Annotated in this window: 13 protein-coding genes; 10 read left to right on the top strand and 3 right to left on the bottom strand. The window is 47.8% G+C overall.

The window, feature by feature from the left end; translation table 11 throughout:
- Positions 1 to 28: 28 nt before the first annotated feature.
- Positions 29 to 1,051 carry a phenylalanine--tRNA ligase subunit alpha gene (gene pheS, locus KNQ03_RS05200; RefSeq protein WP_035396564.1) on the top strand — a complete coding sequence of 341 codons (1,023 nt, stop codon included), beginning with the start codon at positions 29 to 31 and terminating at the stop codon, positions 1,049 to 1,051.
- A gap of 12 nt (positions 1,052 to 1,063) precedes the next feature.
- Positions 1,064 to 3,460: a phenylalanine--tRNA ligase subunit beta gene (gene pheT / locus KNQ03_RS05195; protein WP_214723782.1), complete on the top strand. Its 2,397-nt coding sequence runs from the start codon at positions 1,064 to 1,066 to the stop codon at positions 3,458 to 3,460.
- A gap of 65 nt (positions 3,461 to 3,525) precedes the next feature.
- On the opposite strand, the gene KNQ03_RS05190 is transcribed toward pheT, so the two are convergent.
- Positions 3,526 to 4,713 carry an MFS transporter gene (locus KNQ03_RS05190; protein WP_214723780.1) on the bottom strand — a complete coding sequence of 396 codons (1,188 nt, stop codon included), beginning with the start codon at positions 4,711 to 4,713 and terminating at the stop codon, positions 3,526 to 3,528.
- Positions 4,710 to 5,138, bottom strand: a complete 429-nt coding sequence (locus tag KNQ03_RS05185; protein WP_023469008.1) for a MarR family winged helix-turn-helix transcriptional regulator — start codon at positions 5,136 to 5,138, stop codon at positions 4,710 to 4,712. Before KNQ03_RS05185 ends, KNQ03_RS05190 begins: the two co-directional genes overlap by 4 nt.
- Positions 5,139 to 5,396: 258 nt before the next feature.
- Between KNQ03_RS05185 and KNQ03_RS05180 the strand changes: the two genes are divergently transcribed.
- Positions 5,397 to 6,863: a UDP-N-acetylmuramoyl-L-alanyl-D-glutamate--2,6-diaminopimelate ligase gene (locus KNQ03_RS05180; RefSeq protein ID WP_214723778.1), complete on the top strand. Its 1,467-nt coding sequence runs from the start codon at positions 5,397 to 5,399 to the stop codon at positions 6,861 to 6,863.
- Between the two features lie 23 nt (positions 6,864 to 6,886).
- Here the strand turns inward: KNQ03_RS05180 and rnhC are convergent, their stop codons facing one another.
- On the bottom strand, positions 6,887 to 7,807 hold the full coding sequence (rnhC, locus tag KNQ03_RS05175; protein ID WP_149427699.1) for a ribonuclease HIII: 921 nt from the start codon (positions 7,805 to 7,807) through the stop codon (positions 6,887 to 6,889).
- 120 nt (positions 7,808 to 7,927) lie between these two features.
- Between rnhC and zapA the strand changes: the two genes are divergently transcribed.
- The 7 genes from zapA (at position 7,928) to KNQ03_RS05140 (ending at position 16,217) form a co-directional block, all read left to right on the top strand.
- On the top strand, positions 7,928 to 8,164 hold the full coding sequence (gene zapA, locus KNQ03_RS05170) for a cell division protein ZapA (protein WP_029342308.1): 237 nt from the start codon (positions 7,928 to 7,930) through the stop codon (positions 8,162 to 8,164).
- 3 nt (positions 8,165 to 8,167) lie between these two features.
- Positions 8,168 to 8,716 carry a CvpA family protein gene (locus tag KNQ03_RS05165; RefSeq protein WP_050677637.1) on the top strand — a complete coding sequence of 183 codons (549 nt, stop codon included), beginning with the start codon at positions 8,168 to 8,170 and terminating at the stop codon, positions 8,714 to 8,716.
- Positions 8,717 to 8,762: 46 nt separating this feature from the next.
- Positions 8,763 to 10,478 carry a DNA polymerase/3'-5' exonuclease PolX gene (gene polX / locus KNQ03_RS05160; protein WP_214723776.1) on the top strand — a complete coding sequence of 572 codons (1,716 nt, stop codon included), beginning with the start codon at positions 8,763 to 8,765 and terminating at the stop codon, positions 10,476 to 10,478.
- Positions 10,479 to 12,845: an endonuclease MutS2 gene (locus KNQ03_RS05155; protein ID WP_214723774.1), complete on the top strand. Its 2,367-nt coding sequence runs from the start codon at positions 10,479 to 10,481 to the stop codon at positions 12,843 to 12,845.
- Positions 12,846 to 12,855: 10 nt separating this feature from the next.
- On the top strand, positions 12,856 to 13,263 hold the full coding sequence (locus KNQ03_RS05150; protein WP_023469001.1) for a DUF350 domain-containing protein: 408 nt from the start codon (positions 12,856 to 12,858) through the stop codon (positions 13,261 to 13,263).
- A 185-nt stretch (positions 13,264 to 13,448) separates the two neighbouring features.
- Entirely contained in the window at positions 13,449 to 14,345 is an 897-nt protein-coding gene (locus tag KNQ03_RS05145; protein ID WP_050677634.1) for a YitT family protein, read from the top strand.
- A gap of 198 nt (positions 14,346 to 14,543) precedes the next feature.
- On the top strand, positions 14,544 to 16,217 hold the full coding sequence (locus tag KNQ03_RS05140; protein WP_050677633.1) for an AMP-binding protein: 1,674 nt from the start codon (positions 14,544 to 14,546) through the stop codon (positions 16,215 to 16,217).
- The last annotated feature ends 40 nt before the right edge of the window (positions 16,218 to 16,257 follow it).

The raw sequence follows: 16,257 nt of genomic DNA, 5'->3' as shown, positions 1-16,257 counted from the left end.
TATATCTTCAGCTAAAGGAGTGGGAAAGATGCGCGAGCAATTAGAAGCATTACGCGATGAAGCGTTGACATTAGTCGATCAGGCAACAACACAAAAAGATCTCAATGACGTCCGAGTCAAGTATCTCGGGAAAAAGGGACCAATCACAGAAGTATTACGAGGAATGGGAAAGTTATCAGCGGAAGAACGACCAGTCGTCGGTGAGATCGCAAATACAGTCCGTCAAGCGATCCAGGAGCAATTGGAACAACGTCTGACAGCTGTCAAACAACAAGAAATGGATGCGAAACTGGCAGCGGAAGCAATTGACGTCACGTTACCAGGACGTCCGAAAAAGGTCGGTCATGCGCACCTCTTGCAACAGGTGACGGATGAGATCGAAGACATCTTCGTCGGACTCGGTTATACGATTGCCGAAGGTCCAGAAGTCGAGCAAGATCTGTTCAACTTCGAGATGTTGAATTTACCGAAGGATCACCCGGCACGTGACATGCAAGACTCGTTCTATATCACGGAAGAAATTTTGATGCGAACGCATACGTCACCGGTCCAAGCACGGACGATGCTCGCTTCGAAAGGAGAACCGATCCGCATTCTCTGCCCAGGTAAAGTCTATCGTCGAGACGAAGATGATGCGACACATTCGCACCAATTCATGCAAGTCGAAGGACTCGTCGTCGGAGAATCGATTTCGATGGCAGACTTAAAAGGAACGCTTGAAGCCTTCGCGAAGCAGATGTTCGGTGAAGCACGTGAAGTCCGCTTACGCCCAAGTTTCTTCCCGTTCACGGAGCCGTCCGTCGAAGTCGACGTCTCGTGCTTCAAATGTGGCGGTAAAGGATGTAACATCTGTAAACAGACGGGATGGATTGAAATTCTGGGCGCTGGAATGGTTCACCCTCACGTTCTCGAAATGGCCGAATATGATAGCACTAAAATGTCAGGTTTCGCATTCGGAATGGGTATCGAACGGATTGCCATGTTGAAATACGGTGTCGATGATATTCGCCACTTCTATACGAATGACGTTCGCTTCAGCGAACAGTTTTAAGGGGGAACGCAGATGTTAGTCTCAAAACAATGGTTGAACGAATATGTGGATGTCAGTCACACATCAGGACAAGATTTGGCTGATTTGATTACAAAGAGCGGAATCGAAGTCGAAGGCGTAGATGTCCGGGATGAAGCGTTGAACAACATCGTCGTCGGACGTGTATTAACGAAAGAAAAACATCCAGAAGCAGATAAATTGAATGTCACGACGGTCGACATCGGGCAAGACGAACCGGTCCAAATCGTGTGTGGTGCACCGAACGTCGAAGCCGGACAAGATGTCATCGTCGCACGCGTCGGAGCTCGCCTGCCAGGTATTAAAATCAAACGTGCCAAATTGCGAGGTGTCGTCTCAGAAGGGATGATCTGTTCACTCGAAGAACTCGGATTCGAAAAGAAATATATCCTAGAAGATGAGCAGGACGGGATCCATACGTTCCGTGAACCAGTCACACCAGGACAAGACGTTTTGGAGTTACTCGGTCTACGTGATGAAATCCTCGAGCTTGGATTAACGCCGAACCGTTCGGACTGCCTCAGCATGTATGGTGTCGCACACGAAGTGGCGGCGCTTTACGATACGACACCGACTTTCCCGGTCGTTGAAGTCAACGAAGCAGAAACTGCGACGGCAGTCGACGTGACGCTTGATTCAGAGGACTGCCCGTTCTACGCGGCACGAGAAATTCAAGGCGTGACGATTCAAGAGTCACCGACTTGGTTAAAAAACCGCTTGATTGCGAACGGCATTCGTCCGATCAACAACGTCGTCGACGTTACGAACTTCGTCTTACTTGAGACAGGTCAACCGCTTCATTCATTTGATGCTGAAAAACTCGGAAAACGGATCGTCGTGCGTCAAGCGCACGCAGGAGAGTCGTTCACGACGCTCGACGAAGTAGAGCGGACGCTCGATTCTTCGATGCTGGTCATCACTGACGGTGAACACCCGGTCGCGCTTGCTGGTGTCATGGGTGGAGCGAATACCGAAGTCGATGAAAACACGACATCGATTATTTTAGAATCAGCTTACTTCGCACCGATTTCCGTCCGGAAGACGAGCCGTGTTCTTGGACTTCGCTCGGACTCGAGTGCCCGTTTCGAAAAGGGCGTTGATCCACGTCGTGTCTTGTTAGCACTCGATCGGGCTGCAACTTTGATTGCTGAACTCTCGGGTGGAACGGTTCAGGCTGGTGTCGCTCAAGCTGGAACGCTCGAGCTTGACGATCACTTGATTGAAGCGAGTGTCTCGTACATCAATCACCGTCTTGGTATGGAGATCGAAGGAACGGTCATGCAAACGTTACTCGAACGTCTTGGTCTCGGTGTTGAATTATCGGGTGATGCCTTGACAGTCAGCGTACCGACTCGCCGCCAAGACTTGAAAATTCCAGCTGATTTAGCGGAAGAAGTCGCTCGTCTCTACGGATATGATGCACTGACTTCAAGCTTACCGTCTGAAGCGAGCCGTGGCTTCTTACCAAAACGGAACATTCACCGTCGTCATTTACGCCGGACATTGCAGGGAGCAGGTCTTTCGCAAGCCATCACGTATTCATTGACGAGCGAACAACGCGCGATGCAATTCAATGAACGAGAAGATTTGCATCCGGTCAAACTGGCGATGCCAATCAGTGAAGCACGTTCGACACTGCGGACGTCACTCATTCCGGGACTCCTTGAAGTCGCGCAGCATAATGTCGCACGACAGCATGCCGATGTCGCGTTTTATGAACTCGGCAGTGTTTATCTGCAACGGGATGCGTCACTTGAGACACTCCCGATTGAACAAGAAATGATCGGTGGCGTCGCAGTCGGTGTGTCAGAACAACACCGTGCGCACGGAACGCTCGTCAAAACAGATTTCTTCGTCATGAAAGGAATCGTCGAGACACTCGCTTCTGCAGTCGGTATCACGTTGACGTTCGAGGCAGCGAGCATTCCATCGATGCACCCAGGACGGACGGCGCGCATTTTGCTTGACGGAGAAGCGATCGGATTCGTCGGTCAAGTGCATCCTGGTCTGTCAAAAGAACAGTATGGTCTAAAAGAAGTGTACGTCTTTGAATTAGAGGCGATGGCACTACGTTCGAAAGAAGAGCAGGTCTACTCGGAAATCTCACGTTTCCCATCAATGACACGCGACTTAGCAATCGTCGTCGAGCGATCAGTGACGGCGCAATCCATCATCGATGTCATGACGGAAGCAGCCGGTCCACTTCTTCAGACGATCGAATTGTTCGATGTCTACACGGGTGAGAACGTCGGAGAGAATGAAAAATCATTCGCTTTCTCCCTCCGTTATCAAAACAAAGAACGGACGTTAGTCGATGAAGAAATCACGACAGCGCAACAGCGAGTCGTAGATGCAGTGAAAGAAACGTTCAATGCGGAACTTCGCGCATAATCAGGATAAACAAACAGCCGCTTTCCTTTCAGAGGAAGGCGGCTGTTTTTCGTTTGACGACAGATTCAAGAAGCAAGTTCTTCTGTTTCAGATGAAGCAGCTTGTCGTTTCGTAAAGGTGAAATACAGTAGACCACTTACGAGAACAATCAGACTACAGGACAAGAACATATTGGAATAGCCGATACCGCTTGCGACCGTAGCAAGAATCAAGGCACCGATTCCAAAACCTGTGTCATAAGCAAGGAAAAAGGTCGAGATGGCTTTTCCTTTCTGTGCGGGAGGTGCGAAGTTCAAGAGAACGGTTTGAAGACCAGGGAAGATAGAAGCAGAACCGACTCCAATAATGACGGCTGCAAGCAATAAACCAGCCAATGAAGGATACATGCCGAGAATGACAAAGCCCATCATATAAAGAACATACGATGGCAACAACACGAATGCAGCTCCTCGCTGGTCGAACAGTTTTCCAGCAATCGGTCGAATCGCGACCATCCCGAGAGCGACTAGCGCATAAAAATAAGAAGCATATGCGATATGACCGATCGAGTCCGTGTACAGTGAAATGAACGCAGATGTACTAGAAATCGCAACGCCTGCCAACAGAGTCGCCACCAACAAAAGCGGACGCGATAAGAAGAGAGACTGACTTAAACGAAACGCGGACGTGCTTGGGATATGTTGACTCGTCAGTGGCAGACGCGTCATTAACAAGAAGGAGATGATCGCTAGGGCGGCAACCGTCACGAAGTAAAGAATGAATGCTTTTTCCTGGATGAAGGTTAGACCGATGACGGGACCAAGGACGGATGCCAAGTTCATCGATAGGACGAAATAGCCCATCCCTTCTCCTTGACGTGTCTTTGGAATCAATGTCGTAACGGCGAGACTAATTGAAGAAGATAGCATCCCGAAACTAAAGCCATGGATGACACGGATGACGATTAAATAGAAGAATGATTCCAGTGGTAAGACAAGCAAGTAGCAGAGGCTCATTAATGTAAAGAGACTTGCAGAGACCATCAAGACGCGCTTTAAGTCGTAACGATCTAACCAGTGACCAATCAGTGGACGAGAACAGACGGTTGCCAGGATGAAGCTCGTCACAATCCATCCGAGGGCTGAAGCGGAGACCGGAAACTGCTTAGCAGCGAGTAGTGGAAGTGAGGCATTGAGTAGATAAAACGTGATGAAGAGCAATAGGTTAATGATCAGCGTCATGACGTAATGACGCGAGAATAACCGAGCGATCATGAAGATTCCTCCTGTCGATGTAGAGTAAGTAGGTGCGTCATCCACTCACCGAGCTGTTGCTGATCGGTAAGGGAGAAGGAGGCGAGTAAGCGTTGGTGGGTCTCTTGGACCGCAGCATCGATTTGGTCGAACCGTTCAATGGCTAGAGGTGTCAATGAGACAAAGTGTGTTCGTCCTTCTTTTATCCGAGTGATGAAACCAAGCGTCTCAAGACGTGAGACGGTTTTCGTCACAGCTGGTTTTTCAATGATTAGATAATCGGCCAGTTGGACTTGTGAAACAGGTTGTAGTAATGCAACTGCTTTTATTAGTGCCCATTGACCCGTATGTAACGAGTAGGGAAGCAAGGTAGCATCAATCTCTCGTTTTACGAGACGTGAGACTTTTGATAGTTGTCCGAGTACATCTTCTTGTGTATAGAGCATCCTATTTCTCCTTTTAGTTAACTAGTTAACTTTAAGAGTGTATCAAAGCTGATTAAGAGGTGCAAGGGAAGAAACGCTCATTTCATGCATTGAAGAGAATAATTTTCTAGCATGATAAAAGATTAAGCAAGTCTTAAAGCGGGTATGTTCCGTAAAAGAGTATTTGATTTACTTGAAACAATGGATACGACTGTTTATGTGATCGGTTGACTAATTCATCTTGACATAGAGAAGAGACAAAGAAGGGAAGAGTACATCATGAATCGACTAGCGAAGCTCCTGACTGAACTATTACCATTCACTATAAAGGAAGCAATCAATCCACTCATCACGAATATCGCAACCGATTCGCGACAAATCAGACCTGGGGGATTATTCATCTGTATCAACGGCTACACGGTTGATGGTCACGATTATATCAATCAGGCAATCCAAAACGGTGCTGTGGCGATTTTAGCTGAACGATCGTTTCCGGATTGCCCGGTTCCCGTCATTACTGTGCCGGATACGAAACGACTTGCAGGTCAAGTCGCGAATCGCTTTTACAATCAACCGAGTCAAAAGATGCGTGTATACGGTGTAACCGGAACGAATGGAAAAACGACGACGACGAAATTGGCGTATGATCTCTTTCGAGCAACAGGTATAAAAGCCGGCATGATCAGCACGGTCGGTGCACGAATTGATGAGGAACTCATTGAGACGCCGAATACGACGCCTGAAGCCATCATCTTACATCGACTGTTGTATGAAATGGTTGAAAAAGGCGTGACTGATTGCATCATTGAAGTGTCTTCTCACGCATTAGCCGAAGGTCGAGTCGAGGGAGTGTCTTTCCACTCGGCAGCATTTACGAACCTGACGCATGATCATCTGGATTACCATCATTCAATGGAGGATTACGCCAAGACGAAAGCTTTGTTGTTTCAACAAGTTGCTGCGTCAAATGGTCGGACCATCGTCTTGAATCGAGAAGATGGTTGGAGTCGCGTCATGCGAGAAGCTGCGCCTTTACAACCCGTCATCTGGTATACGACGCAACCACACCGGACGTCACAGATCGCGGTCGAGTGGTTGACGGACACCGTCAATGTGCGGATCGACGAGACGACGACGCGTGTGCCGACAGCTTTACTAGGTGAATTCAATGCAGCGAATTTAGCGGCGGCGATGGGATTGTTGCGGGCAGGCGATGCCAATCTCTATACCTTGATTCGTCATATTCCAGAACTGGAATTGCCGAAAGGACGACTCGAACGACTGGACTGGGCACCTTGTGAGATTTATATCGATTATGCCCATACACCGGATGGTCTAGAAAAATGTTTACAGGCACTCACTTCTTCCGGAGAGTCGCTATCGGTCGTTTTAAGTGCAGCTGGAGAGCGTGATCGAACGAAACGAGCGGAGATGGGGCGGATCGCAAGCAAATATTGTGAACACATCATCGCAACGGTCCATGATGCGAGGACAGAGAATCCGGATCGAATCATCGAAGAGCTAATCGTTGATATTCCACGTGAACATTTAGTAGGTTGTCATACGTCCCGTCATGAAGCGCTCGTACAAGCAGCGCATCTGGCGCACGAAGGGAAACGAATCGTCATTGTCGGGAAAGGTCATGATGAGGTAGAACGAATCGGTACAAAAACGATTCCTTTTAATGAAAAACATATACTTCTTGCGGAATTAGAACGACTGTCTGAAGGGGAGTCCGTCATTTAAAAAAACCGACCATTCCGTTAAGGTCATGGTCGGTTTCGTTTCGTGGCTAGTTGTTGTGCCTTTTTCGTATTCGCAAAATGGGCTTTCGTCCAGTCACGAAGTTTGTCAGCTCCATAACGTAAGATCAGTGAAGCGGCGACTTGATCCACTTTAGCACCAGCACCTTTCGGAATGACGACACCTGTTGTCTCGCTCAACTTGTCCATCTCCTTCAAAAAGATGGCGCGAGCGATGATGGATGAGGCAGCGACGGCGACATGGAGTTGTTCCGCCTTGGTCGAGAAGTAGACATTTTCTCGAACGGGATTGACGACACCAGACAAGTGTTTGTAGTAAACAGTCTTTTCAGCGAACTGATCAATCAAAATCGCTTCTGGTTTCGTCTCCAGTTGGTCAAGAAGTCGCTCGAGTACATCATTATGCATCAGGGCAGTCATCTTTCCTTGTGTCATCGTTCGTTGCATCTGATTGTATTCTGGATTGTGTAGGATACGATATGTGTACGGAATGACAGCATGGAGATCGCGAGCAATCCGACGAATCTCGGTATCGTTCAGATGTTTGGAGTCTCGAACACCGAGTTCGTGAAGAAGTGCAATCTGCTTTCGATCAACGAAGGAAGCGACGACGACGAGTGGACCGAAGAAATCGCCTTTTCCGACTTCGTCACTGCCAGCGACGGACCATTCCGAGAAACCATTTGGTAACGTTGAAACAAGTGGTTCCTTCGATTTAGTCGGTGTAGCCGTACCGAAGCGTGAAGCGATGGTTTCAGCTTCCGTTCCTTGAAACATCACTTTTCCAGAATTGTAAATCGTGATGACACATCCAGGTACTTTAGCGGCGAAGCGGGCATACGGTGGACTCTTCGTCTGTCCTTGTTTAAACTCTTGTATGACGAGGTCTTGCTTTTCTTTAGATAAGCGTAAAACGGTAGTTCCCACGAGATAACCTCCCTTTCCGGGATTAAGCATACCATCCTTAAGACCGATGGGGGACTTCTTTTCCTAAAACGAAAATGATGGTACTATATGAAAGAAGCAAAGTATGAGGAGGACAGAAAAATGGCTGATTCAGAAGGGTTGAACCGGACGACGATTCATATCGCAGGCAATGATTATACGATTGTCGGAACGGAGTCGCCAGAACACGTACGCGAAGTGGGTCTCCTCGTCGATACGAAAATTCGAGAAATCCGAGAACAAGCACCACAACTCGACGTTCGTCAAATCGCCGTCCTAGCGGCGCTTAATATTGGTAGTGATTACGTAAAAATAAAAAAGAATTTGGGTGAACTATAAACTATGATTTCTTTCGTTATCTTATTACTTCTCGCCTTAGGCGTCATGACGGGTGTCCGACGGGGAGTCGTATTGCAGGCCGGGCATTTGCTCAGCCTGATCATTTCCTTCATCGTCGCCTTGTCGTTTTATGAAGAATTGGCGACGAAATTCCGTTTGTGGGTACCGTATCCGTCGACACTAGATGATGCGGGAATCGACTTGACGATGTTCGCAATTCCAAGTTCAGCACGACTCGATGAGGTGTTCTACAAAGCCTTTTGGTTCGTCGTCCTGTTCTTCGGTACAAAAATCATCTTAGCAATCTTGTTGTCGATGTTTGATTCGTTGACGAACATTCCGATTTTAAAACAAGTCAAAGGATTATTAGGTGGCGTCTTCGGCTTTATCGAGATGTACATCTTCATTTTCTTACTCTTGTTCCTCGCAGCATTCGTTCCGATTCAGTCGATACAGGATGCGATCGCAGACTCGAGTTTGGCAAGCTTCATCATCCAACATACACCGCTCCTTGCGAATTGGCTGATGGACAAAGTTGGATTGATAAAATAAACATGCTCCCGTTAAATGGGAGCTTTTTTTGAGGGGAGAATTGCACATGCGTACGATTCAAGATGCAATGCGTCACTTAGAACGAATCTCAGTCTATCTAGAGGTTAAAGGGGAAAATCCGTTTAAGATCAATGCTTTCCGAAAAGCAGCAAGTATCCTCGAGGCATCCGATGCTGACTTCATGGCAATCGACGATTTCACGGCGATGAAGGGGATTGGTAAAGGAACGGCTGCTGTTCTTGAGGAGTACCGGGAAACGGGAACGAGTACGGCACTGACGGAACTCGAACAAGAAGTACCGGAAGGACTGATTGCTTTACTGAAGATCCCAGGTCTTGGTGGGAAGAAACTTGCTAAATTGCATGAAGTCGGCGTCATTGATGCGGATTCCTTTGCAGAGAAATTAGCGGATGGTACAGTCGAAGCGATGCCTGGATTCGGTAAGAAGACGGTCGAAAAGTACGTCAAAGCGCTCGAAACGTTTGAAACACGACCAGAACGATTACCGTATGGTGTCATGCGGAAGGTCGTTGCGGAATTAAATCAGACCCTTGCGTCGTTCGATGAAATCATTCGCTTCGAAGTTGGTGGAAGCTTCCGCCGAGCAGAAGAGACGTGCAAGGATCTTGATTTCATCCTCTCGACGAACGAACCGGAACGGATCAAGGAGCAACTCTTGGAACTGTCGCTCATCGATGAAGTCATCGCTGCCGGCAGCACGAAAGTATCACTCGTCTTAAAACGAGACGTCCATTATATCGCGGTTGATTTCCGAATTGTCGATGACGCGGCGTACGCATCCACATTACATCACTTCACGGGTTCGAAGGATCACAATGTCCGGATGCGTCAGCTCGCCAAAGAACGGGGAGAGAGCATTTCTGAATATGGCGTTGAAACCGAGCAAGGATTAGTACAGCCGAAGACGGAAGAAGAATTGTTTGCGCGGTACGACTTACCGTTCATCGCACCTGAATTACGAGCAGGGCGTCAAGAGTTCGAGCAGGATTTGTCACACCTTTTAACGGAACAGGATATTCAAGCAGATGTGCACATGCATACGACATGGTCAGATGGAACATTACCTGTTGAAGAACTAGTCGATGCGTGTGCTGCACGAGGGTATACATGGATGGCGATCACCGACCATAGTAAGTATATGAAGTTCGTCAATGGATTGACGGAAGAGCGTCTACGTGCGCAACGGGTCGAAATCGAAGCAGCACGCAAGAAACATCCCGAGATGACGATTTTATGTGGCGTCGAGATGGATATCTTGCCTGATGGGTCGCTCGATTATGCAGATGATTTCTTAAAAGAGATGGATTACGTCATTGCCTCGATTCATTCGAAATTCGATCAGACGGAAGAAGAGATCATGCAACGGCTTGAGAATGCGTGTCGTAATCCTTACGTTTCTCTGATTGCCCATCCGACAGGACGAATCATCGGTAGACGAGAGGGCTATGCCGTTAACGTCGATCGCTTGATCGAACTAGCAGCCGAGACAGGAACAGCGCTTGAGATGAATGCAAACCCTGCACGATTCGATTTGACGGCAAGTTCCCTAGCAAAAGCGAAGGCTGCTGGTGTGAAAATTTTGATCAATACGGATACACACCGACCAGAAATGTTAGAAGATATGAAACTTGGAGTCCTCCATGCACGTAAAGCCTATTTGGAGGCGTCTGATGTCATCAATACGTGGAGCGCCGAAGCAGCACTTGCCTTCTTCGGTCGAAAACGTTTAGGAGTGGATTAAATGAATGCCAACGCATTACGCGTCTTAGAATATGAGAAGTTAAAAGAAAACATGTTATCGTTCACGGCAAGCTCACTTGGAGCACAGTTCGTTCGAGCGATGCGTCCAGCGGAAGAGTTCGAGCAGGTCAAGGAATTATTGGCTGTCACGACGGAAGCAACGACGGTTTATCGGTTACGTGACCGTTATCCGTTCGGTGGACTGACAGATGTCCGCAGTGAAGTGAAACGAGCAGAAATTGGTTCGGTCCTCTCGACGAGTGAACTTCTATCCGTCGCAGACGTCGTCTATTCAGGACGTCAAGTAAAGGCGTTCCAGGAACGATTGCATGAGGATCATCCGGATCTACGATTACCACGCCTTGATAGTCGAATTGAGCAAATCACGAAGCTCGTTGAGATCGAACAGGGGATTCGTCATGCCATTGACGATCAGGGAACTGTTCAAGATTCGGCAAGTGATAAATTACGAGCGTTACGCAGTCAGTTGCGTTCGCTTGAAGGACAAGTTCGTTCAAAAATCGATAGTGTCTTACGTAGTAAAGCGAAGATGCTATCTGACGCCATCGTGACGATTCGAAATGATCGCTACTGTGTCCCGGTCAAACAAGAATATCGTCAAGCGTTCGGTGGGATCGTCCACGATCAGTCGGCGTCCGGTGCAACGTTGTTCATCGAACCACAAGCCGTCGTTTCTGCGAACAACGAGATCCAAGAAGCGCGTTTGAAAGAACGAGCTGAAATCGAACGAATCCTCGCACAATTATCAGCACTTGTCGGGAGTGTCGGCGACTCGCTGCGCATCAATCTCGATGTACTAGCAGAACTTGATTTCATCATGGCGAAAGCATTGTACGGTCATCAGATCGGAGCGGTCGAACCACGCTTGAACGAAGACCGCCATATCATTCTGAAGGAAGCACGACATCCCTTCATTCCAAAAGAAGAGGTCGTACCGATCACTGTCTCGCTAGGTGGCGATTTTACATCACTCGTCATCACAGGTCCGAACACCGGTGGTAAGACGGTTACCTTAAAGACGATTGGTCTTTTGCAATTGATGGTGCAATCAGGACTATACGTGCCGGCAGCAGATGAGACGGAGCTCAGTGTCTTCGATGCGATTTATGCCGATATCGGGGATGAACAGTCGATTGAACAAAACTTGTCAACGTTCAGCTCGCACATGACGAACATCGTCTCGATGATGGAGAAAATCGATTTCATGAGTTTGGTGCTGTTTGATGAATTGGGTGCGGGAACGGACCCGACAGAAGGGGCTGCCCTGGCGATTGCAATTCTTGATGAAGTGAAACGCCGCGGAGCACGCGTTGCAGCGACGACGCACTATTCGGAATTAAAAGCGTACGGCTATAACCGAGAAGGAGTCGTCAACGCGTCGATGGAATTCGATGTCGAATCCCTCAGTCCGACGTATCGCTTACTCATCGGTGTACCGGGACGCTCGAACGCGTTCGAGATTTCAAAACGTCTCGGACTTGAAGACCGGATCATCGACGCGGCACGTGGTCAAATCGGTAGCGACGCCCAATCCGTCGAAACGATGATCGAACGACTGGAAGAAGCGAAACAGCGTGCTGAAACGTTAGAGGCTCAGTTGCTAGAAGAGAAGAAACGACTCGTTGCAGAGCGTGAGCAATTCGAGCAAGAACAAGCAGAGATTCAGGAAGAGAAAAATGAGATTCTGGCAAAAGCGGAAGAGAAAGCAGCACGTGCAGTCGAACGTGCCCAAAAAGAGGCTGAAGGCGTCATTAAACGTTTGAAAGAATTGCGTGATGCTGGTGCCGTCAAAGAGCATGAACTGATCGAGGCACGTAAAAAACTTGAAGATGCGAAGCCGAATCTGCAAGAGAAGCGGATCGCTAAAGTAAAAGCGAAATACGATCAAACGCCACGTTTTGATAAAGGCGAAGAAGTCAAAGTCACGACCTTCAATCAAAAAGGCTATATCATCAACCAACAGGCGAACGGCGAGTACACCGTTCAAGTCGGCATCATGAAGGTGAACGTCAAACCGGAAGATCTCGCGAAGATCGGCAGTACTCCAAAACGTCCTCAAACAAAAGGGCGTTCTGGTGGTACGAGTGTGACGAAACAATCGGCGCCTTCAGCTGAACTGGATTTACGTGGCGTCCGTGTTGAAGAAGGATTATCGAAGCTCGAACGCTTCATGGACCAAGCTTTGTTATCGAACTACGACCACATTCGTGTCATCCATGGTCTGGGTACGGGAGCGATGCGTCAAGGTGTCCAAGAATTCTTGAAAGGTCATCGTCACGTCAAAGGTCACCGCTTAGGTGGTCAAGGTGAAGGCGGACACGGTGTGACGATCATCGAACTGAAATGAGGAAAGCAAGATGAACATTTTTGAGAACGTCTATGTCTATACGACAGCGCTCTATTCGGTCGCGGGATTACTGATCATTTTAGGACTTGCACTTTTTGAGTTGACAACCCGGTATAAAAACTGGGAACATATCAAGAGTGGCAACATCGCCGTTGCGTTAGCAACAGGTGGAAAAATCATCGGACTCGCCAATATCGTTCATTTCGCTGTTCAAGGGGAAGAACGGGTCGGGTCGATATTTCTTGAAAGTGCTTTTGGCTTCTTACTGTTGATATCGACATACTGGATCTTTGAATTCCTGACACCGAATTTGCCGGTAGACCGTGAAATCGAGAACGGCAACATTGCTGTCGGTATCATTTCATGTGCCTTATCGATCGGCATGTCCTACGTCATCGGATCAGCGTTAGTGGGGTGAATCCGTGTTAGAACGTTTAGCGAAAATCATGTTCGGGGTTTCGATCGCCTTTTTGGTCGTCGGTATCCTTTGGATTGTATTTAATTAAAAGAACCGGTCTTACCGTGTGATCATTCCGTACTGACATCGTTTCAGTACGGAATTTTTATTGGAAGCCACGCCTAATCAAAAAAGGAGGAACGCATATGAACGTACGAAAAACATCAACAACGACAGAAACGAGACGCCGTGCTTTTGAAGCGATGCAATTGATTTCTTGGAAGGACATCTTCTGGGTCATCATCGGATCGGCGATTCTCGCCTTTGGAATCAACTACTTTACGATTCCGAACGATTTATCTGAAGGTGGATTGATCGGGATCACGGTCATCTTCTACTACCTCTATGGCTGGGATACGGGACTTGTTTCCCTGATTGCGAACGCCTTGCTGTTCGTCGTCGGTTATCGATTCCTCAGCCGGAAGACGATGCTTTACTCCGTCATCTCGGTCGCCGTCACATCATTTGTCCTCTCCTCAACAGCAAGTCTTGCAACTTCATCAGATAGCCGTTTAATCGGTACGGTCTATGCGGGAATTCTGATTGGTGTTGGGATTGGTCTCGTCATTCGAGCTGGAGGAACGACGGGCGGCGGAGTCATCATCGCTCGACTGATGAATAAATACTTGAATCTCAGTATCGCGGTCTCGATGTTCATCATCGATGTCGCGGTCGTCGGTGCATCAGGGTTCCTATTCGGAGAAGAGACGATGCTATACACGTTGATTGCAATCATCATCGGCTCGTACTTGATTGATCTCGTCAGCGAAGGATTAAATGTCCGCGAAGCGGTCACGATCATCAGTCATCGCCAAGAGGAGATCGCGACGATCCTGACAGAGACGCTCGGTCGTAGCGCGACGGTCATCCACAGTCACGGTCATTTCACGAAACAAAAGAATGATATGTTGTATATGATCGTCGATAAACGACAACTGGCACCGTTGAAACAGATCGTCGAAGCAGCGGATCCCCGCGCCTTCGTCGTCATTCATAAAGTGCGCGAAGTCATTGGTGAAGGATTTACGTATCCATCCCGGTGATGTCTATTAAAAAGCAGTGCTTCTTCTTTTTCGGAAACGAGAAAGGGTGGTGCTGCTTTTTTGTATGATGATTTCTAATTGAACGAATCGAAAAAAACAAGCAGATTTGATTTCTTTTTTTGGATTTTACTGGCATGTCGAATTCGATTCAACGTATAATAAAAATGAATAGTAATTCATTATCAGGGAGGGAAACGTATGGAATCCGTTTGGTTATCTGATTATCCCGAGCAAGTACCCGCATCGATTGATTATCGAGAATTACCTCTTTATCAGGCACTCGATGAGGCAGCGACTGATTTTCCAGAACAACGTGCCTTGAGTTTCTTAGGAAAACGTATGACGTTTCGTGAAGTACGTGACGAGGCTCGCGCACTTGGAAGCCTATTACAAGAGCACGGACTAAAAAAAGGGGATCGCGTCGGACTGATGTTACCGAACTGTCCCCAGTATATGATCAGTTATTATGCTGTTCTCTATGCAGGTGGTATCGTCGTCCAAGTGAACCCACTCTATACAGACCGTGAACTTGAACAGATTCTCGTCGATTCAGGAGCACATATGCTCGTGACGCTCGATCTACTCTATCCGAAAGCGTCTCGTGTCAAGGCGTCGACGACACTCAAGACCGTCGTGACGACAAGTATCGCGGATTACCTTCCCTTCCCTAAAAATAAACTCTATCCGATTAAAGCACGGAAAGATAACAACATCATCATTGATACGACAGGTTCGATCCCGTTTTTATCTTTGCGGGGGTATGAACCGATTACACCAGTCGCGATTCAACCGAAGGAGGACGTCGCGGTTCTCCAATATACGGGTGGAACGACAGGCGCTCCAAAAGGTGTCATGTTGACACACTTTAACTTGAGTGCAAACGTCGAACAGATCGACAACTGGTTCTATAAATACAATCGAGGAGATGGACGGAAGCTGTTAGCAGTCGTTCCTTATTTCCATGTCTATGGCATGACGTGTAACCTCAATTTCGGCATATTTAATGCCTATGAACAAATCATCGTTCCGAAATTCGATATCGAACAGGTACTCAAGACGATTCATAAGGAAAAACCGAATCTGTTCCCAGGTGCTCCGACGATGTATGTTGGTCTATTGAATCATCCGAAGCTGAAGAAGTATGATCTCTCTTCGATTGAAGCCTGTATTTCTGGTTCAGCTCCTCTACCAGTCGAAGTGCAGGAAAAATTCGAAGCGCTGACGGGTGGGCGGATCGTTGAAGGATACGGTCTCTCTGAAACGAGTCCGGTGACGCATACGAACTGTATCTGGGATCGTCGGATTCCTGGAACGGTCGGTATTCCGGTACCCGATACGCAAGCGAAAATCGTCCAAGCGGACGGAGAGACACCAGCTGCTCCAGGTGAGATTGGTGAGATTATCGTCACAGGTCCGCAAGTCATGAAAGGATACTGGAAACGACCAGAAGATACGCAAGCTGTTCTGCGAAACGGTTGGTTGCATACGGGAGACCTTGGATATATCGGTGAGGATCATTATTTCCGAATCGTCGATCGGAAAAAAGATTTGATCATTGCTTCTGGATTCAACATTTATCCACGTGAAGTCGAAGAAATCCTATATGAACACCCAGCCGTTAAAGAAGCGGTCGTCATCGGTGTTCCGGATGTCTACCGCGGAGAGACCGTCAAGGCGTTCATCGTCGTCAAGGATGAGATGACGGTCACGGAAGAAGAACTCGATCAATTCTGTCGTAAACAGTTAGCATCGTTCAAAGTGCCGAAGCAGTATGAATTCCGGCAAGAGTTACCGAAGACGTTCGTTGGTAAGATTCTCCGCCGTGTTCTCGTTGAAGAAGAACGTGCCAAACAACTCGAAGAAAGCAGTTGACAGGATAAAATGACATGATAGAATAAATATGAATGAACCA

This window comes from Exiguobacterium sp. s143 (assembly GCF_018618895.1).
In the GTDB taxonomy this organism is placed as follows: domain Bacteria; phylum Bacillota; class Bacilli; order Exiguobacteriales; family Exiguobacteriaceae; genus Exiguobacterium_A; species Exiguobacterium_A abrahamii.
This window is presented reverse-complemented; position numbering and strand designations above follow the sequence as displayed.